The 19,116-nt window shown below is 63.5% G+C and carries 13 protein-coding genes and 1 pseudogene; 10 read left to right on the top strand and 4 right to left on the bottom strand.

Translation table 11 applies throughout. The annotated features are described in order from the left end of the window. The first annotated feature begins 21 nt into the window (after nucleotides 1–21). From FHY02_RS21405 to FHY02_RS21365, 10 genes are all read left to right on the top strand, one after another. Nucleotides 22–228, top strand: coding sequence for a molybdopterin-binding protein (locus FHY02_RS21405; RefSeq protein ID WP_183926155.1), 207 nt, complete (start codon nucleotides 22–24; stop codon nucleotides 226–228). 1 nt (nucleotide 229) lies between these two features. Beyond that, nucleotides 230–601, top strand: coding sequence for a winged helix-turn-helix domain-containing protein (locus FHY02_RS21400; protein WP_183926153.1), 372 nt, complete (start codon nucleotides 230–232; stop codon nucleotides 599–601). A 110-nt stretch (nucleotides 602–711) separates the two neighbouring features. Continuing rightward, nucleotides 712–3,114, top strand: a complete 2,403-nt coding sequence (locus tag FHY02_RS21395) for a TonB-dependent receptor (protein WP_183926151.1) — start codon at nucleotides 712–714, stop codon at nucleotides 3,112–3,114. A 512-nt stretch (nucleotides 3,115–3,626) separates the two neighbouring features. After that, nucleotides 3,627–6,521: a TonB-dependent receptor gene (locus FHY02_RS21390; RefSeq protein WP_183926149.1), complete on the top strand. Its 2,895-nt coding sequence runs from the start codon at nucleotides 3,627–3,629 to the stop codon at nucleotides 6,519–6,521. A 25-nt stretch (nucleotides 6,522–6,546) separates the two neighbouring features. Beyond that, nucleotides 6,547–8,100 carry a tryptophan halogenase family protein gene (locus FHY02_RS21385; protein WP_221198778.1) on the top strand — a complete coding sequence of 518 codons (1,554 nt, stop codon included), beginning with the start codon at nucleotides 6,547–6,549 and terminating at the stop codon, nucleotides 8,098–8,100. Further along, entirely contained in the window at nucleotides 8,097–9,686 is a 1,590-nt protein-coding gene (locus tag FHY02_RS21380) for a tryptophan halogenase family protein (RefSeq protein ID WP_183926147.1), read from the top strand. The genes FHY02_RS21385 and FHY02_RS21380 overlap by 4 nt, the downstream gene beginning before the upstream one ends. Nucleotides 9,687–9,700: 14 nt before the next feature. Continuing rightward, entirely contained in the window at nucleotides 9,701–10,759 is a 1,059-nt protein-coding gene (locus FHY02_RS21375) for a cellulase family glycosylhydrolase (RefSeq protein ID WP_183926145.1), read from the top strand. An 89-nt stretch (nucleotides 10,760–10,848) separates the two neighbouring features. Beyond that, nucleotides 10,849–11,523: a glycoside hydrolase family 27 protein gene (locus FHY02_RS23200; RefSeq protein WP_260173058.1), complete on the top strand. Its 675-nt coding sequence runs from the start codon at nucleotides 10,849–10,851 to the stop codon at nucleotides 11,521–11,523. Continuing rightward, nucleotides 11,504–12,079, top strand: a complete 576-nt coding sequence (locus FHY02_RS23195) for a hypothetical protein (RefSeq protein ID WP_260173057.1) — start codon at nucleotides 11,504–11,506, stop codon at nucleotides 12,077–12,079. The genes FHY02_RS23200 and FHY02_RS23195 overlap by 20 nt, the downstream gene beginning before the upstream one ends. Before the next feature lie 218 nt (nucleotides 12,080–12,297). Then, nucleotides 12,298–14,376, top strand: coding sequence for a family 16 glycoside hydrolase (locus FHY02_RS21365; RefSeq protein WP_221198777.1), 2,079 nt, complete (start codon nucleotides 12,298–12,300; stop codon nucleotides 14,374–14,376). Between the two features lie 533 nt (nucleotides 14,377–14,909). Here FHY02_RS21365 and FHY02_RS21360 read toward each other — a convergent pair. From FHY02_RS21360 to FHY02_RS21345, 4 genes and pseudogenes are all read right to left on the bottom strand, one after another. Then, complete coding sequence (locus tag FHY02_RS21360) at nucleotides 14,910–15,932, bottom strand: IS110 family transposase (protein ID WP_183926208.1); 1,023 nt, start codon at nucleotides 15,930–15,932, stop codon at nucleotides 14,910–14,912. 227 nt (nucleotides 15,933–16,159) lie between these two features. Then, nucleotides 16,160–16,492 (bottom strand): hypothetical protein, encoded by a 333-nt coding sequence (locus FHY02_RS21355; RefSeq protein WP_183926143.1) that lies wholly within the window; start codon nucleotides 16,490–16,492, stop codon nucleotides 16,160–16,162. Nucleotides 16,493–16,954: 462 nt separating this feature from the next. Next, nucleotides 16,955–17,977, bottom strand: coding sequence for an IS110 family transposase (locus FHY02_RS21350; RefSeq protein ID WP_183926141.1), 1,023 nt, complete (start codon nucleotides 17,975–17,977; stop codon nucleotides 16,955–16,957). 348 nt (nucleotides 17,978–18,325) lie between these two features. Continuing rightward, nucleotides 18,326–19,116: pseudogene (locus FHY02_RS21345) on the bottom strand (IS110 family transposase); the annotation flags it as partial.

Raw genomic sequence — 19,116 nt, 5'->3', positions numbered from 1 at the left:
GCGTAGACATGAGGAACTAAGATGAAGCTGAGCGCCCGCAATCAGATCTCCGGTAAGATCACCTCGATCACGCCTGGAGCCGTAAACGGCTCGATTAAGGTCGACATCGGCGGTGGCAACGTCGTGACGGCCAGTATCACCGAGGAGGCGATTCAGGAGCTTGGCCTTGCCGAGGGGGACACCGTTACAGTCATCGTCAAGGCTAGCGACGTGATGATCGGCAAGTGAGATGAAGATCGGCCCGCTATGGCTGAAGCTGCAGATAGCCTGCGGCGATGCGCTCGCTCTAGGACCCGGCAAGGCCGATCTCCTCGAGGCCATCGGCGCGCATGGGTCGATCACGGCCGCGGCACAAGCGCTTGGCATGAGTTATCGCCGCGCCTGGATGCTCGTCGACGAGATGAACCGCTGCTTCGAGCCGCCTTTGGTCGAGACGCTGAAAGGCGGCGGACGCGAGCGGGGCGCGCGGATCACTTCTACAGGACAGGACGTGCTCGAGGCGTATCGCGAGATGGAGCGAGAGGCAGCGCGCATCGCCAATCACGAGGCCTATGAACGGTTGCGCTCTCACCTGCGCGACCAGCCCCGCCCACAGGAGTGACGCCAAGACGATACGTCACCTGGCACCCTGACTATATACGGCAGAATACCGTCTCGGTATACGGCGGAACATAATGGTGCGGCGATGACCGCGAACTGGGGTGTTCCACGATGTCGACGCGTCTCGCAGTGTTCCTGTGTGCGGTAGCCATGCCTGCGCTGAGCGAAGCCGCTCTCGCCCAGAACGTACCCTTTGCGACTGACGCGGCGGCCGAAAGCACGACAGCTGTAGGCGACACTGACGGCCTGCCCGACGTCACCGTGACCGCGAGGCGTCGCGCAGAGAATGCCCAGCACGTGCCCACTTCGCTGTCGGTCGTCGGCGGGAATCTCATCGACCGAAGCTACACGGTGAACACGCAGGGGCTGACGACGCTGATCCCCAGCCTCAACTACTCGTCGGCCAACCCGCGCAACACCGCCTTCACGATCCGCGGGCTCGGCTCCAGCGTCGTCGCTGTGAGCCAGGCCAATGACGGGTTGGAGCCCGGCGTCGGCTTCTATGTCGACCAGGTCTATCACGCGCGGCCCGCGACGGCGGCATTTGACTTCGCCGACATCGAGCAGGTCGAGGAGCTGCGCGGCCCGCAGGGGACGCTGTTCGGCAAGAACACCACCGCCGGCGCGCTCAACATCACATCGCGCGCGCCCAGCTTCACGCGGGAAGGCTTCGCCGAGCTCTCCTACGGCGAGTACAACTCCGTTCAGGCTAAGGGCTGGGTCTCCGGCCCGATCACCGACAGCATCGCCTACCGCGTCTCAGGCGTGTCGACACGCCGTGATGGCGTAATCAGCAACGTGCGCACGGGGCGCGATACCAACACGCTCGGCACGCAGGCGGTGCGGGGCCAGCTGCTGTTCAAGCCCGACGACGCGATCCAGATGCGTCTGATCGCGGACTTCACCAACTTCCAGGCCTATTGCTGCGGACAGGTGTATCTCCGCACGGGCACCAGCCAGCGCGCAGCCGGTCGACAGTTCGGCGGCCCGAGCGGGCTCGCGGCGCAGTTCGGCTACGCACCCGCCAGCACCAACCCCTATGATCGCAAGACCGACATCGACGGCCCGCTCGGCGTGGACACCAACGAGGGCGGCGTCAGTGCGATCACCGACTGGAACCTGGGCTTCGCCACGCTGACCTCGGTCACCGCATGGCGCTTCTGGAACTGGGACGCGGAGAACGACCGCGACTATACCGGCCTTCCGGTGCAGCTCTCGCAGCACATCCCCTCGCGCCAGGACCAATATAGCCAGGAGTTGCGCCTCGCCTCGAACGGCGATGGTCGGCTGTCCTACGTCGCCGGCCTCTACGGCTTCCGCCAGCGGCTCACCGGTCGTCCCATCAGCATCTACGGCCCCGCGGCCGCGCGCTACCTGATCGGCACGACCACCGGCGCCAACAACACGCCCGTGCCGTCCAACCTGCTCGACGGCTACGGCCAGGACGGGCGGACAGACTTCCGCAGCCTCAGCTATGCCGCGTTCGGCGAGGTCAACTACCGGATCGTCCCCGCGGTCACCGCGACACTCGGGCTACGCTACACGCAGGAGGACAAGGACGGCTACTACACCATCACCGTCTCCGGCGGCCCCGCGACCACCAGCACCGCGCTGATCAACGCGAGACTCGGCGTATTGCGGCCGCAGAGTTACGAGGCGCACGACAGCGACGGCAGCCTGTCGGGCCGCGGCAATGTCGCCTGGCAGGTGACCGGGCAGACCATGGCCTATGCGAGCTACGCGCGCGGCTTCAAGTCGGGCGGGATCAACATGTCGGGCCTGCCGCTCGACAATGCCAACCAGCCGGTGCTCGCCACCGCGGTGGTGCGGCCCGAGCGCAACGAGACCTATGAGGTCGGGGTCAAGAACACGCTGTTCGACCGGCGGCTGATCCTCAACCTCGACGCCTTCTACACCAAGGTGCACGACTTCCAGGCGACCGTGGTCGAGAACTCGCTGACGCAGACGGTGCAGCTGCGCGGCTATCTCTCCAACATTCCCGAGGTGACGGTGAAGGGCGTCGAGGCCGACGTCGCCGCGCTGATCCTGCCTGGCCTGAGCGCGCGCACCAGCGCAGCCTACTCAGAGGGCGAGTACAGCGACTATCCCGCCGGCCCCTGCCCGCTTGAGGTGCAGACCGCGGCGACGACCCAGTGCAGCCTGACGGGGCGCCGCCTCGCCTCGCTGCCGCGCTACGCGATCAGCGCTGGGCTCGACTATGTCCGCCCGCTCGGCGCCGGCGCGCTGACGCTCCACGTCGATACCGCATCGCGCAGCGGTTATAACGGCGACCCGAGCCTGTCGCGCTTCACCTCCATTCGCGGCTACAACCTTACTAACGCCAACATCGGCTACCGTTTCACCAGTGGGCTGGAGTTGATCGTGTGGGCGCGCAACCTGCTCGATGCCGACTACATCCAGAACCTGACGATCCAGGCTGGCAACTCCGGACTAATCCTCGGCAGCCCGAGCGACCCGCGGACCATAGGTGGCACGCTGCGCTTGCGGGTATAACGCTGCCACCCAAACCACCGTGACCAGAGACCCATTTACGGTCACTCAGTGGCGCCTGCCGGTCTCCCAGCTTCGGCTATTCGTTAATCTTGATCTCGGAGGCGCCGGGGCCGCCCTGCGAGGCGATGCAGTGCTCCTACCGTCGGCTTAGCTGCGATCACGAATGCGGTGTTCGCGGCTCTCAACGACCTGCGCCCGTCCGATCCTAACATCGCGATGGGAGCCGAGCGCATCGCTTGGGCTGGGTCGTTAATCAACATTTATCCGACAATCAGTTGACAAGGTCAGATTAATCTGGCGGTTTGCGGAGAACGCTAACAAGCGTGTTTTCGGAGAGGGCTGAGATGAACCGGAAGGCTTCGTTGCTGGGGGGCGCAGCGATCGTCTCGATCGGATTGGCGTCATCCGGCTTGGCTGTGGCACAGACAACGCCTACTCCGACGGGACCCGCAGGAACCGCGACGAACTCGTCCAGCTCAGATTTGGGAACGTTCACGGCGCCAGATCGGGCGGTGGATCAGGCAGACGTCGGCACCTCCGCCAACGAGGAGGCAGGCTCGGGCGAAGTGCTCGTCACCGCCCGCCGCCAAGCGCTCCAGAGCGCCACGGAGCGCAAGCGGAACTCCGACACGATCATCGACTCGGTGGTCGCTGACGATGCCGGCAAGCTCCCGGACAACTCGATCACCGAAGTGCTGCAGCGCGTGCCCGGCGTTTCGATCGTCCGCTTCGCGTCGCTCGGTGATCCGGACCGCTTCTCGGTGGAAGGGTCCGGCATCCAGGTGCGCGGACTGTCGGGCGTCCTGGCGACGCTGAACGGCCGTGAGATCGTCGGCGCCAACGGCGGTGGCGGGATCAGCTGGGGCGAGGTCACGCCCGAGCTCATGGCCGCGGTTGACGTCTACAAGGCAAGCACCGCGGACCGCATCGAGGGTGGGATCGGCGGAGCGGTCGATCTTCGGACCAAGATGCCTTTCGACTTCAAGTCGTTCACCGTCTCAGGCAACGCGCAGGGAGGTTACGGCGACTCCTCCAAGAAGGGCTCGTACGGCGGCTCGCTCCTGGTGGCGAACACATGGGACACCGGCATCGGCCGACTGGGCGTGCTGGTTGACGTCGCGTACAACAAGTTGCGGAGCCGCAGCTCGTTCGCGCGCGCCGAGCCCTATTACCCCCGCATCGTCGCCGGCGAGCAGCGCTATATCCCCGGCGGTTTCGACTTCGGCCAGGAGGATTTCGAGCGGCGTCGTCAGGGCTTCTACGGCGCGGTTCAGTGGGAGCCGACCGAGGGGCTGCGCTTCTTCCACACCAGCTTCATATCCAATTATCGAAGCGATCGGACCGAACGCGTCGTGTTCGCGGTGCCGAGCAACACCGATGCCACGCTCTTCCCCAATCCGTCCGCGGACGCAGCCTACGACTCGAACGGGATCCTGGTGAGCGCCAGCAGCCTGACTCCCGCGTCGCAGGCCAACTTCACGCAAGGCTCGCTTTCGACGTCGGGCACGGCCAGCCGCCAGGAGAACGAGACGCGTGACTTCAGCCAGGGCTTCACCTGGGACGTGAGCTCGAAGCTGCGGTTGTCCGGCGCGGTGCAGTTCATCCATTCCTTCTCGAACCTAGACGCCGAAAGTTCGTCGATCGGCACGACGCTGGGCTCGTTCGGCTTCGACGCCACGGGCGACCTGCCGCTCTTCACCGCCACTCCTGCAACTTCCTTCGGCGATCGTTCAGCCTACCAATGGCAGAGCTTCGCCTTCAATCCGGATCGGAACCGGGCAAACGAGACCGCGATCAACCTCGATCTCTCCTGGAACGTGGGCGACGGCACCGGCTTCGTGCGCCAGATTCAGGCGGGTGCGCGCTATGCCAACCGCCGGGAGCGGGACAATCAGATCGGCACGTATTGGGCCGCTCTCGGGCGTGACTGGAACGGCTCGCCGCAGCGCACTCTCGCTGACGGACGGCCTGGTGACGCGAACTTCGAGGGCTTCAGCAACTTCTTCAAGGGCGATCTCGATGTCCCTGCCGGCGTCTACACGCCAAGTCAGTCGCTGCTCGGGACCTACGACCCCATCCTGATCCAGCAACTGTACGGCTACGACACGGCAGCCAATCCCAACGGACCCAACCCTGTAGGCCTTCAGGATCGCGCTGGGCTGATCGTCACCCGCCTGCGCAACAAGGCGGCCTACGTTCAAGCCCGCTTCGCTGGGGGCACCGACCTCCGGGTCGATGGCAACGTTGGTCTTCGCGTCGTCCGACTGGAGCGTGACGGTTCGGGCAACAGCGTGATCACGACGCCGAGCTTCTACTTTTCGCAGGCCGACGCAGACGCGGATCTTGCTGACGGCGTCGCGAACAACTTCGTGCAGCAGGCCAGCAGCGCCTCGGTGGTCAGCGGTCGCTTTAACGTGACCCGCTTCCTGCCGTCTCTGAACATCAATCTTCACCCAACCGAGAATCTGGCCGTTCGGCTGGCGGCGACGCGCACGCTGTCGATGCCTGACTTCATCTCGACGAGAGCCACGCAGATCATCGGCCTCAACACGGCGACGAATGCCAACAACACGGACGGCAACTCGTTCAATCCGATCTTTAACGGCTTCACTGCGAACCGCGGGAACGTCGCACTCAAGCCGACCATGTCGACCAACCTCGACCTGAGCGCCGAATATTACAGAGGCAACGACCTCAATCTACATATCGCTGTCTTCCACAAGGCGTTGACCGACCAGATCCTGTATGGAACAACACTTCGACCCTACTCGCAGACCTTCACGCGAGCAGACGGCACGACCTTCAACGCCACCAGCTTCATCCAGGCCAATGAGGTCTACAACGCCTCCAAGAAGTCGTTCGTCACTGGGACCGAGATCGGCGGCCGGAAATTTTTCAGCGAACTTCCCGCGCCCTTCGATGGCATCGGTGTGGAGGCAAACTACACCTTCATCGACAGCAAGTCGCCGAGCGCACTTGCAAGGGGGATCAGCGGCGAGGAGCTGAGCGGCATACCGCTCGTCGGCCTCTCGAAGCACAACGTGAATGCGCAGCTGCTATACGAGCGTAATCCGCTCTCGCTCCGCGTCGCTTACTCGTGGCGAAGCCGGTATCTGCAGACGACCAATGGCAACGGTACCACGCCGAACTACTCGCTGGTGGATGCATCGGGCGCCAGCAGAACGGTCAGCGCCTCGCTTCCCGTCTACGCCGCGGCATATGGCCAGTTGGACGCCGGCGTGACCATCGAGCTGATCAAGAACCTTCGCGTCTACATCCAGGGAACCAACCTCACCAACTCCACCACCAAGACGCTGATGGGCGGCTATCCGGGCGGCGCCCTGCTGACGCGTAGCTGGTTCATCTCGGATCGTCGGGTGGAAGGGGGTATAAACTTCAGCTTCTGATCGGTTCGTAGTAGGAGAGGGTCGGTTGGCGCTGGTCAGGGACATCATCATCGTGGGAGGCGGCACGGCGGGCTGGATCGCCGCCGCCTACCTGGCCAAACGCCTGAACTCAGCCTCCCCCGACGGAGTTCGTGTCACCGTCATCGAGGCACCCGACATTCCGCCCATCGGCGTCGGCGAGGGCAGCTTCCCCAGCCTGCGCAAGACGCTGGAGGCCATCGATATCGACGAGGCCGAGCTGATCCGCGAGTGCTCCGCTACGTTCAAGCAGGGCATTCGGTTCAACGACTGGTTGATCGCGCCGTCGGCCACGGCCCAGCACCATTACTTCCACCCTTTCCAGCTCAGCGATGATCACGACGGGCTCGATCTGTTGCCGTACTGGCTGCTCGGTGCCGCCGGCGAGGTTGCATGGGCGAGCGCCAACACCGTTCAACAGGTCGCGGCCGATGCCTGCCTCGCGCCCAAGCTGGCACAGCACCCGCCTTATCGCGGCCCCCTCGCCTACGCGTACCACTTCGATGCCGCTCTACTTGGCCGACTCCTGCGGCGGCGAGCCGTGGAGCTGGGGGTCACGCACGTGGTCGACACGGTCACCTCGGTGCAGCTTGGAGAAGACGGCGCCATCGCCGAACTCGCGTGTCGTGACAGCGGCACCCATCGCGCCGGCCTGTACGTCGACTGCACCGGCTTCCGGGCACAGCTGATCGGTCAGGCTCTCGACGTCCCGTTCCGATCGCGTCGAGCCGAGTTGTTCACCAACCGGGCGGTGGCGATCCAGCTGCCCTATCAATCGACGCAATCGCCCGTGCCCTCGCAGACCTTCGCTACCGCGCAGCGCGCGGGATGGATCTGGGACATCGGGCTGCACGAGCGCCGCGGGACTGGCTACGTCTACTCCACCGATCATTGCAGCGACGACGACGCCGAGCGCACGTTGCGCGACTATCTCGGACCTGACGCGGAGCAATCGAACGCACGCAGGCTGGACTTCGAGACCGGCTATCGCACCGCACAATGGCACAAGAACTGCGTCGCAATCGGATTGTCCGCTGGCTTCATCGAGCCGCTCGAAGCCACCGGGATCGGCTTCGCCGAGATCGCGGTCATGAACCTGGTCAATCTTTTTCCGTGGAACGGACAGATCGAGGTGTCGGCACGCCAATTCAACGAGATCATGGTGCGCCGCTACGATCACGTGGTTGACTTCATTAAGTTACATTACTGCCTCAGCCATCGTGATGACGACCCGTTCTGGCGCGACAACCGCGACTCCTCGACGATCTCGGACAGCCTCAGGGAACGCTTGGAGCGCTGGCGCTATCGCGCCCCCGCCTTCATGGACGTGGATCTGAATCACGACGTGTTCCTCGCCGAGAACTGGCAGTACGTGTTATATGGCATGAACTTCCGGACAGACCTGACCGCCCAGGCTGGATCGTATCGCTTCTTCGAGGACGCGCGCAGGACCTTCGCCGACATCCGCGCGCAACAGGCCAACGCGGTTCGACGGCTTCCGCCACATCGCGCTCTGATACAGCAACTCGGTGCAACGATGCCGGCCGTGGCCCTGACATGACGGCCGAGGGCCTCGTCCGGCGCGTCGTGATCGTGGGCGGGGGTAGCGCCGGCTGGATGACCGCGGCGGCCATGGCTCGGCTGCTCATGCCCTCCGGCGTTGAGGTGACGCTCGTCGAGTCGGACGCGATCGGGACGGTGGGGGTCGGCGAGGCGACGATCCCGACCATCAGGGACTTCAACGCCTTGCTGGGGATCGACGAACATCAGTTCATCCGCGAGACAGGCGGCAGCTTCAAGTTGGGGATCGAATTCGTCGACTGGGGGCGTCTCGGCAACCGCTATTTCCATCCCTTCGGCACCTTCGGGCGGGATACCCGGACGTTGCGGTTCCACCAGCTGTGGCTGCGTCGCCGCCACGACGACGGAAGGTCCGAGCAGGAACGCCTCGAACACTACAGCATGGCCGCGCTCGCCGCCTCCCGCGGCCGCTTCGGCACGCCCTCGTCCGATCCCAACCATCCGCTCTCGACCATTAGCTATGCCTATCACTTCGACGCAGGGCGCTATGCGATGCTGCTGCGGCGCTGGAGCGAGGCGAAGGGCGTGCGCCGGATCGAAGGCCGGATCACGGACGTACGCCGCTCCGACCGCGACGGCGCCGTCGACTCCATCGCGCTCGAGAACGGGACCGAGATCGTCGGCGACCTCTTTATCGATTGCAGCGGCTTCGCATCGCTGCTGCTCGGTCGCGCGATGGCAGAGCCGTTCGAGGATTGGTCGCGTTGGCTGCCCTGCGATCGCGCCATCGCACTGCCCTCCGTGCGGTCCGGCCCGGTCCTGCCCTACACCCGCTCCACGGCCGTGCGCGGCGGCTGGCGCTGGCGCATTCCGCTGCAGCATCGGACCGGCAACGGGATCGTCTACAGCAGCGCGCATCTGAGTGACGAGGCTGCATTGAAGGAGCTGCGCGCCGGCTTGGACGGCGAAGCGGTCGGCGAGCCGAGGCACCTCCGCTTCATCGCCGGTCATCGACGAAGGCTGTGGAGCCGCAACGTCGTAGCCATCGGTTTGTCGGGAGGCTTCCTTGAACCACTCGAGTCGACCAGCATCCACCTCATCCAAACGGCCATCACACGGCTGCTCACGCTCTTCCCGACCGCCGCGGGCTGGCAAGCCGAGCGCGCTGAGTTCAACCGACAGAGTGTCAGCGAATATGAACGAATACGTGACTTCCTCATCCTTCACTACAAGGCAAGCACGCGCGACGACGACGCCTTTTGGCGATATTGCGGCGATATGCGCGTGCCGGACTCGCTGGCTCGGCGGCTCGATCTGTTTCGTGCCGCCGGACGGATCTTCCGCAAGGGCGACGAACTCTTCTCCGAGAGCAGCTGGCTCGCCGTGATGGTAGGCCAGGGCATCATGCCGCACGCGCACGACCCCGCCGCCGATTCGATTCCAGCGCTTTCGTTGGCGACACAGATGGCTGCGATGCGCAGTGCCCTTGCGCGAGCCGCCGACCAACTAGCGCTTCACGAAGACTACATCTCCAGCTGCTGTGCAGCCGCTTCGGCAGTCGATGCCTCATCGCCGGACGTGCGCTGGCCAGCGATCGACCGGTCGAGAACGGCGGCGGAACCATGAGCGAGGCGCCGCCTATGTCCCGTTGGGTCGACCGCCTCGTCTTGTTCGCCCTGGCCTGTGCCGTGCCGGGCGCTGGCGTCGCCGGGGAGTCGGGTGGCACCATGACGGTCCGCGGTCGCTTCCTCTATACCGCAGCGGGCGAGCGGGTGGTGCTACGCGGCGTCAACGAGATGTTCGCCCACTCGCCCGACCCGACGGGACAGTGGACCCTCCCGGAGATCGCCCGGACCGGCGCCAACTCGGTCAGGATCATGACCACACCCGATTATGCGGCGGAGACGCTCGACGCGGTTTTGCGCAATGCGATCAACAACGGGCTGATACCAATCGCGGAATGCCACGCCGCTACCGGCAAGTGGGAGAAATTGGGCGACTGTGTCGACTATTGGACTCGGCCCGACGTTGCCGCGGTAGTCCGACGTCACAGGCGCTGGGTGCTTGTCAACATCGCCAACGAGGCCGGCGCGGAGGTCTCGGCAAGCGCGTTCGTCGCGGGTTACCGCGTCGCGATCGCCCGCATCCGCGCGGCCGACATCGATGTGCCGCTTGTGGTTGACGGCTCAGACTGGGGTAAGGAGTACGAAATGCTCCTAGACAGCTGGACCCCGCTGAACGCTGCGGACCCGCGCCGGGCCATCCTCGTGTCCGCGCATAGCTATTGGGTCGGGACCGAGCAGCAGCGCAAGGCGCCTTATCGCGCGATCGTCAAGCGGGTGACGCGGGAGAACATCCCCTTTCTCCTGGGCGAAGGTCCGACGTCGTCGGGATGGGACTGCGGGGCGTCGCCATATCGCTGGGCAATGCGGGTGCTCCAGCGCGCGCAGATCGGCTGGCTTACATGGTCCTGGGGCATGGTACCCAACGGCGACTGTCGCGCCGAGAACCGCTACGACGTGACCAACGATGGGCGATACGGACATTGGAAGTCCGACGCGGGCGAGGCGCTGATGATCTCCGATCCCGGCAGCGTCCGGCACACGTCGCGCCGCCCCTGCTCAATCTCCAACGCAGGCGCCTTATGCACGCCCCCGAGTGGCGGGCGACGCAGGTCGTTAGCCGAGGAGGCACAATGAATATCATGAGGACCGACCGCGGACGTCGTTGCGGCATCGGCGAGAATGCTCACGCGAGCCGTACCCGCGTGACGCTGCTGGAGGGTTAAATGACAAGAAAGATCTCATCTGCCATCGCAGCGACCATCCTGCTGCTGCAGGCCACGTCGCCCGCTTTGGGGCAGGAGGTTCTCGATCAGGACCCGAACACCTTGGCGCCGTCGAAAGACCCGAAGCGGCGGCCCAACGGCCTCGCGCAGACACCGCCGATGGGATGGAACAGCTGGAACAAGTTCGCCTGCAAGGTGAACGAGCAGACGATCCGCGCCACTGCGGACGCGATCGCCACGAACGGCATGAAGGCCGCCGGGTACGAGTACGTCGTCATCGACGACTGCTGGCATGGCACACGTAATGCCGACGGCTTCATCACCGAGGATCGGGACCGATTTCCCTCCGGGCTGAAAGCGCTCGCCGACTACGTTCATGGCAAAGGCCTGAAGTTTGGCATCTATTCTGATGCTGGCACGAAGACCTGCGGCGGTCGTCCGGGCAGCCAGGGGCACGAGTACCAGGACGCGCTCCAATATGCGCGCTGGGGCGTAGACTATCTGAAATACGACTGGTGCTCGACCGGCGTGCGGAACGCCGAGGAGGCGTATGCTCTCATGTCGGACGCGCTTCGTGCCAGCGGTCGCGATCCTGTTCTCGATGTGCGAGTGGGGCAACTCGAAGCCTTGGCTCTGGGCCGCCAACATCGGCAATATGTGGCGCACCACCGGTGACATAACCGACAAGTGGAAGGGCAAGCACAGCTACAGCTGGGGCGTCTCCTCGATCGTCGACATGAATGAACCGCTGTGGCCCTACGCCGGCCCTGGGCATTGGAACGACCCGGACATGCTTGAAGTCGGTAACGGCGGACTGACGGACGAGGAGTACAGGTCGCACTTCTCGCTCTGGGCTATGATGGCCTCCCCCCTCATCGCGGGCAACGACGTGGCGGCCATGTCACAGGCCACCCGCGACATCCTCCTCAATCGCGAGGTGATCGCGGTCGACCAGGATCCACTCGGGGTGCAAGGGCATCGTGTTCGGCGCGACGGCGACCTAGAGGTCTGGTCGAAGCCGCTCGCGGACGGCGGTCGCGCGGTGACGTTGTGGAATCGAGGCGAGACGCGGGCGCGCATCACGGCCGAGTGGGCGGCACTCGGTTTGCCCGCATCTGTGAAGCTGAAGGTTCGCGACCTGTGGGCCCACCGGGATCTCGGCTCTAGCTCTCGCCAGTTCGCCAGTCAGGTGGCGCCCCACGGCGTGACCATGATCCGACTAAAGCCATAACCGCCCCTCGCGCTCGCCTCGATGACCGGACGTGCGAGCCATCAGCGGCAACAATCCCCTTCTTGCCATGACTTGACTTGTAAAGTCAGGCTCTAAGCTCATGGAGCACGACGATGAATCATGGTGACCCTGCCAGCCTACAACTTGAATCGCCTGCGCACGATCCATCGCCTCCTCTCTTTTCGAGGCGAGGTTACCTTCTAGGAGGTGGTGCGCTGGTGGCGTACATAATAGGTCCGTTCAACCACGCTGTCGCCGCAATGGCCGCGCCGCTCAACGTAGCGAAGCTCAACGGCTCAGCGGGCGGGAAGAGGTTTGATGGAATTGGCGTCGTCAATGGCGGTGGCGCGACGTCGGTATTGCTGAAGGATTATCCCGAGCCCCAGCGCAGTCAGATCATGGATCTCCTTTACCGGCCCAAGTTTGGCGCGTCGGTGAGCGCGCTGCTGGTCGAAATACCAGGCGACGGCAATTCAACACAGGGATCGATGCCGAGTCACATGCATTCCCGTGACGACCTCGACTACAATCGCGGATACACCTGGTGGGTTCTCAAAGAAGCCAAGAAGCGTAATCCAAAGCTGTCTCTCGATGCAACGGCATGGAGTGCACCCGGGTGGATCGGTGCAGGAGAGAGCAACGGAGCTCCTACCGGCCAGCGGAACAACTCCGATTTTTGGTCGCAGGACGCGGTCGACTATTATATCAAGTGGCTTGAGGGACTGCGCTCCGTCCACGGCCTCGAACTGGACGCGATTGGCTGCCGCAATGAGAAGGGTTCCAGCATCAGCTTCGCTAAGGCGTTAAAGGCGGCGCTTAACTTACGCCACTTTGACAAGGTAAAGTTGCATGCTTTCGATAATTGGGGTCCTGATAAGCTGAACTTTGTGTCAGCAATGCTTAAAGACAAGGAGTTGCGCGACGCGATCGACGTCATAAGCGCCCACACGTTCAGTGAGATACCTGCCTCCCCGGCCATTGTTGAAGCCGCAAGGCGCATGGGCAAGCCGATCTGGAACACAGAGGACCATGTCTATAAGAAGGGCTTTGACTGCGCCATAAGCATAGTGAACTGCTTCAACAGAAACTTCATAGAAAGCGGCGCGACAAAGATTGTTAATTGGTATGATATTGGCGGTGTCTACCCTCTTGAACCCTATTCAGAGGACCCGCCCGCCGTGCTTGCTTGGGAGCCGTGGAGCGGCCACTACAAGGTGCGGGAGGCACTTTGGGGATACGCTCACTACGGGCAGTTTTCGGAAATCGGCTGGACTTATCTTGATGGCGGCAGCGGAAAGCTGAATAAGGGCGGGACCTACGTTACCTTAGCGTCGGGCGATGGTGACTTCAGCGTCGTTCTTGAGACGCGTGAGGCCAAGGCCCGCCAGATATTCCGACTCGAAATCGCTGGCGGCCTATCGACCGCCCCCTTGTCCGTTTGGAGGAGTGACGCCACCGAACAGTTCGTTCGACAGTCAGACCTGACCGTTAGAGATGGGCGTGCAACGCTTACACTACAGCCTGGCACCATCTATACTTTGTCAACGACAAGGGGGCAGCGCCGAGGGGAGTTTGATGACATTCCTTCTTCAAAGCCCTTTCCTTTCCCCTACTCCGACGATTTCAGCTCGTATGGGGACCCTTCGGAGAGCGGGTATCTTCCTCGCTTCACGGCGGACATCTTAGGCGCTTTCGAGCTTTCGAAGCGACCGGACGGTAAGCCGGGGGCATGCCTGCGGCAGGTGGTTCCCAGACCCACTCTCTCTTGGGCACCCGAATGGCAGCCGTACACAATCATCGGTGACAGCAACTGGTCAGATTACGAGGTCAGTGCCGACGTTTGGCTCGAATCCGGCGACACGGCCGGCGTCATGGGCCGGATCAACCACGTGGGTACCGGCTATGGCACAATCCCCAAAGGATATTATCTTCAACTTGATCATACAGGCGAGTGTCGACTGATAGCCATTCGTGGCAAGAAAGATCCTAAAGAACTGGTTGGTGACGCAGAACAACGAAGGCTCATCGCTGCGGGCAAGTTCGAGGGTGAAGGAGGTGAGTTAGTTCTCGATAAAGCCAAGGCTGCGACCGAAGGTAGTAGGTGGGTACGGCTGACGCTGCGGATGAAGGGCGAGACTCTCACTGGCCTTGTGGATGGCAAACCGGTCTTGTCAGCAACGAATCGCCTCTACAATACGGGAATGGCTGGTCTCCTGGCTGGACAGGACGACAGGCGTACGAGCACGCCATACTATGCCGCACTTCGGATAGGAGCTGCACGTGATCCTGTAGGATAGTACAAGCCTGATCATCAATGTGCCCCGCCGGCCAATTCGGGGGCACACTGATGTGGGCATCGTTGTCTCCCAAAGGACCAACCGGGCTGGCAGGTCGGCTGCGCTACAGCTGCTCCTGAGCGCTTTTTGATTGTCGATCTGGGCACACTCTCGCCCGACGATCACTGGCTGAGTCACTTCGTTGTGTGCGTGTGACGGTTAGGCGCATGCTTCCACCTCAAGCCCGTGGAATCTAATAATCGCGATTCAAGCCCACCTCCCCGCTGACCCCTGTGTGGACGGCCCTCCGTTGGCAAGCTTGAACATTCGCTTCGCGTTGCTGGTTGGTGCGGCCATGTGTCCGACCTGTTGGTGCGGCACATAGCCGCTGGCCATAATGCCATTCGCGCGTCTCGGGTCCCGATCAAAAGCACGCACTCGAGGTGCCTGGGTCATCGTGGGTTTTCCCGATCCGGCGGTTCAACCGGCTTGTCGCATTAGCTCCTGTTCGCCCTTTCCAACTTCGTCAGGCGCAGCTGCCCGCGCCGTGTTCCTTACGCGACCTGCGGCTCGCGGTATCGTTCGCCGCTCGCCATTATCGCCCAGATCATGCGGGCATTCTTGTTAGCGAGCGCGACTGCGGCGACCTTGGTCTTCCGCCGTGCGAGCAGCTGTACCAGCCATGGTCGCTTCGCTCCGTTCCGCTCGGCGTAGCGAACCACCGCCATTGCGCCAACGATCAGCATCTGGCGCAGGTACTGGTGCCCTGCCTTTGTGATCCCGCCAAGCCGCTCCTTGCCGCCGCTTGAGTTCTGCCGCGGCACCAGCCCGATCCACGCGGCAAGGTTACGGCCTGAGCGGAAGATCGCCGGATCGGGCACGGTGGCAACGATAGCGCTGGCGAGCAGGGGACCGACACCGGGTATCTCCATCAGGCGGCGACCAAGCTCGGTCTCTCGCGCGCTCGCCAGGATGCGGCGGTCGTTCTCCAGGATCTGCTCCTTCACGATGCGCAGCTGAGCCGCCAGCATCTCCAGGCAGAACCGCGCATCGGCCGGCACCCGCTCGTCGGTAGGATCGGCGATCACGTCGAGGAGCTGCTCGATGCCGTTCCTGCCGATCGGCGCCGCGATCCCGAACTCAGCCAGGTGAGCGCGCATCGCGTTGGACAGCTGCGTGCGCTGGCGGTTGAGGATCAGGCGTACACGGTGCAGCATCATGGCGCTCTGTTGCTCCGGCGACTTGATGCCGACAAAGCGCATCGTCGGCCGGGTCACTGCCTCGCAGATCGCCTCGGCATCCGCCGCGTCGTTCTTGCCCCGCTTGACGTAGGGCTTCACATACTGCGCCGGCATGAGCTTCACGTCGTGGCCGAGTGCCACCAGCTCGCGTGCCCAGTAGTGCGATGTCGCGCATGCCTCGATACCGATCAGACACCTGGGCAGCTTCGCGAAGAACTTCAACATCCGCCCTCGCGTCAGCCGCTGCCGGATCACCGCCGCACCCTCCGCATCGACGCCATGTACCTGGAACACGTTCTTGGCGAGATCGAGACCTATCGTCGTGACGTTGCCCACCGCAGTTCTCCTTCCGGCTCTCCGCAGGTCATCCTGCGGGAGGGTTGGAGAGCCGTCCACGTCATCAATAGCGGTCACTCAGGGCCACCTGGCGCCGTCCCACTTTCGGACGCTTGTTCATCTCGCCGCGAAAGCAGCCTGAGCGTTCCACACAGCTGTCCGGCTGGCCGGATTGGCAGGAGAGCGGACGTTCCCGGAGTCGGCAACGGCCTTATCTGGGACGTTCGTCACGCCGACGCTGCGGTGGACGCCCAAAAACTTATCCACCAGAGTGCGGGCATGATGAGAAGGGCCGCAAATCGCGCGAGGGAGAACCTTCTAAATACGAGAAAGGACAATGTCACAGTGCCGAGCAACACCACAGGCTTAGCCAAAAGCACAATCAACATCACATAGGCGCTAATTATTGACGACGAGCCGGGCGCGTCAAAGAGCATTGGCGTCAGGAGCGCTGTCATTGCGGCCTTTGGAATGGCAAGCAGCGCCAGTACTCCGACGAGTGCGGGAATGACACGCCTCCAAAGCTCGTTCGTACCACCTCGATATTCTGGTTCTTGCATGGCTTTGAGCTCCTGGCAGGTCGACGATGGCTAGCGCAGACGCTGGACTCGGTCAGAATGTAAGCTCCTGGTGCCTTCTGCAAGCAGCTGGTCCACCCACGCAGGGACGTTCCAAAGCAGACCTCGAGTGCGAAGAACTCCTCAACGGATGTCGCCTTATGGGCGCTTGCGCCCCCCTGCCCTCTCGCGCCGAGGACCCATGTGTGGACGGCCCTCCGTTGGCAAGCTTGAACATTCGCCTTGCTATGCTGGTTGGTGCGGCCATGTGTCCGACCTGTTGGTGCGGCACATAGCCGCTGGCCGTAATGCCATTCGCGCGTCTCGGGTCCCGATCACAAACACGCACTCGAGGTGCTTGGGTCATCGTGGGTTTTCCCGATTCGGCGGTTCAACCGGCTTGTCGCATTAGCTCCTGTTCGCCCTTTCCAACCTCGTCAGGCGCAGCTGCCCGCGCCGTGTTCCTTACGCGACCTGCGGCTCGCGATATCGTTCGCCGCTCGCCATCATCGCCCAGATCATGCGGGCATTCTTGTTAGCGAGCGCGACTGCGGCGACCTTGGTCTTCCGCCGTGCGAGCAGCTGCACCAGCCATGGTCGCTTCGCTCCGTTCCGCTCGGCGTAGCGAACCACCGCCATTGCGCCAACGATCAGCATCTGGCGCAGGTACTGGTGCCCCGCCTTAGTGATCCCGCCAAGCCGCTCCTTGCCGCCGCTTGAGTTCTGCCGCGGCACCAGCCCGATCCACGCGGCAAGGTTACGGCCTGAGCGGAAGATCGCCGGATCGGGCACGGTGGCAATGATAGCGCTGGCGAGCAGCGGTCCGACACCGGGTATCTCCATCAGGCGGCGACCAAGCTCGGTCTCTCGCGCGCTCGCCAGGATGCGGCGGTCGTTCTCCAGGATCTGCTCCTTCACGATGCGCAGCTGAGCCGCCAGCATCTCCAGGCAGAACCGCGCATCGGCCGGCACCCGCTCGTCGGTAGGATCGGCGATCACGTCGAGGAGCTGCTCGATGCCGTTCCTGCCGATCGGCGCCGCGATCCCGAACTCAGCCAGGTGAGCGCGCATCGCGTTGGACAGCTGCGTGCGCTGGCGGTTGAGGATCAGGCGGACACGGTGCAGCATCATGGCGCTCTGTTGCTCCGGCGACTTGATGCCGACAAAGCGCATCGTCGGCCGGGTCACTGCCTCGCAGATCGCCTCGGCATCCGCCGCGTCGTTCTTGCCCCGCTTGACGTAGGGCTTCACATACTGCGCCGGCATGAGCTTCACGTCGTGGCCGAGTGCCACCAGCTCGCGTGCCCAGTAGTGCGATGTCGCGCATGCCTCGATACCGATCAGACACCTGGGCAGCTTGGCGAAGAACTTCAGCATCCGCCCTCGCGTCAGCCGCTGGCGGATCACCGCCACGCCCTCCGCATCCACGCCATGCACCTGGAACACGTTCTTCGCGAGATCGAGACCTATCGTCGTGACGCTGCCCATCGTGGTTCTCCTTCCGGCTCTCCGCAGGTCATCCTGCGGGAGGGTTGGAGAGCCGTCCACGTCATCACAAGCGGTCACTCAGGCGGCTCTCCCCGCTTCCCAACTTCGGCCGTCGTCTAATAGCGGGGTTTGCAAGCGCCTTTGTGTGGGGACGTCATTTGCCGGGGCACGGTCGTCTTCGCGGTCGACATGAGCCGCCGCATCATGGGGCTTCGCGGGATGGCCCTTCCAATGTTCGTTCCGCACGCATCGAACCGGGTTCGCGGTGCAACGGCCGAAGCGGAATGGACCAGCCTACGTCCCGGCAGGGACGCCTCGTCACGCCATAGGCGCTGGCGAGCTCTTGGATCAGGCGGTAGCGGTTGTCCTGGTGAACAGTTCTCCGGAGCGCAGCATCGCGTGCATGATGACCGCGAGCTTGCGGGCGACGGCGATCGCAGCACGCTTGAAGCCAATCTTCTCGCGGAGCCTCATGCCCCAGCTGCGCAGATCGCTGTCGGCGTGGCTGCGCGTCAGGATCACGACGGCCGCCTCGTACAGGAGCGAGCGGACGTGGCTGTCGCCGCGTCTGGAGATATGGCCGTCATAGTCCACCTCCCCCGACTGGTATCGCCTGGTGGTCAGCCCGAGCCAGGCGCCGACCGAGCGGGATCGGCTGAAGTTGGCGGGGTCCTCTACCGCGGTCAGGTAGGCGGTAGCGGTAATAGCGCCGACGCCGGGGATCGACATAGCAGCTGACATTTCTGGCTCCCGCGTGCTTCGGCGAGCAGTTGGCGACCAAGTGCAGTCGCCTGGATGCGCAAGCCCCGCCACGCCTCGAGGAGAGGCAGGATGATCCGAGCGAGCGCGGCATTGTCGGCGAGCAGGCCGCAGACGTTCGCCTCGAATTTGCCGCCGATGCCACGCGCCACGATGAGCCCGAAGGTCTTCATCAGCCCACGGATTTGCCCTGCTATGTCCAGCGTCGCCCGGACGAGCTTTGTGCGCGCCGCAATCAGCGTCCGCGAAAGCATGCTGTCGAAACCCTTCACCCGCACCTCGCGGAAGAACCCTACCTCGGCGAGGTGCGCCAGCCCGTCGGCATCGTTGGCGTCGGTCTTGTTGGCCGCCATGTCGAGCGCGGCCTTGGCATGACGGGC

The sequence above is a fragment of the Sphingomonas sp. BK069 genome, assembly GCF_014193405.1.
GTDB lineage: Bacteria > Pseudomonadota > Alphaproteobacteria > Sphingomonadales > Sphingomonadaceae > Sphingomonas.
Note: the sequence above shows the minus strand (reverse complement) of the source record. Positions and strands in the feature narration are given on the sequence as shown.

What these genes read in the sequence shown, in the direction of transcription:
- FHY02_RS21400 (WP_183926153.1), top strand. Translation starts at nt 230, where the DNA reads ATGAAGATCGGCCCGCTATGGCTGAAGCTGCAGATAGCCTGCGGCGAT.
- FHY02_RS21350 (WP_183926141.1), bottom strand. Translation starts at nt 17,977, where the DNA reads ATGGGCAGCGTCACGACGATAGGTCTCGATCTCGCGAAGAACGTGTTC.
- FHY02_RS23195 (WP_260173057.1), top strand. Translation starts at nt 11,504, where the DNA reads ATGTGGCGCACCACCGGTGACATAACCGACAAGTGGAAGGGCAAGCAC.
- FHY02_RS21355 (WP_183926143.1), bottom strand. Translation starts at nt 16,492, where the DNA reads ATGCAAGAACCAGAATATCGAGGTGGTACGAACGAGCTTTGGAGGCGT.
- FHY02_RS23200 (WP_260173058.1), top strand. Translation starts at nt 10,849, where the DNA reads ATGACAAGAAAGATCTCATCTGCCATCGCAGCGACCATCCTGCTGCTG.
- FHY02_RS21375 (WP_183926145.1), top strand. Translation starts at nt 9,701, where the DNA reads ATGTCCCGTTGGGTCGACCGCCTCGTCTTGTTCGCCCTGGCCTGTGCC.
- FHY02_RS21380 (WP_183926147.1), top strand. Translation starts at nt 8,097, where the DNA reads ATGACGGCCGAGGGCCTCGTCCGGCGCGTCGTGATCGTGGGCGGGGGT.
- FHY02_RS21405 (WP_183926155.1), top strand. Translation starts at nt 22, where the DNA reads ATGAAGCTGAGCGCCCGCAATCAGATCTCCGGTAAGATCACCTCGATC.
- FHY02_RS21395 (WP_183926151.1), top strand. Translation starts at nt 712, where the DNA reads ATGTCGACGCGTCTCGCAGTGTTCCTGTGTGCGGTAGCCATGCCTGCG.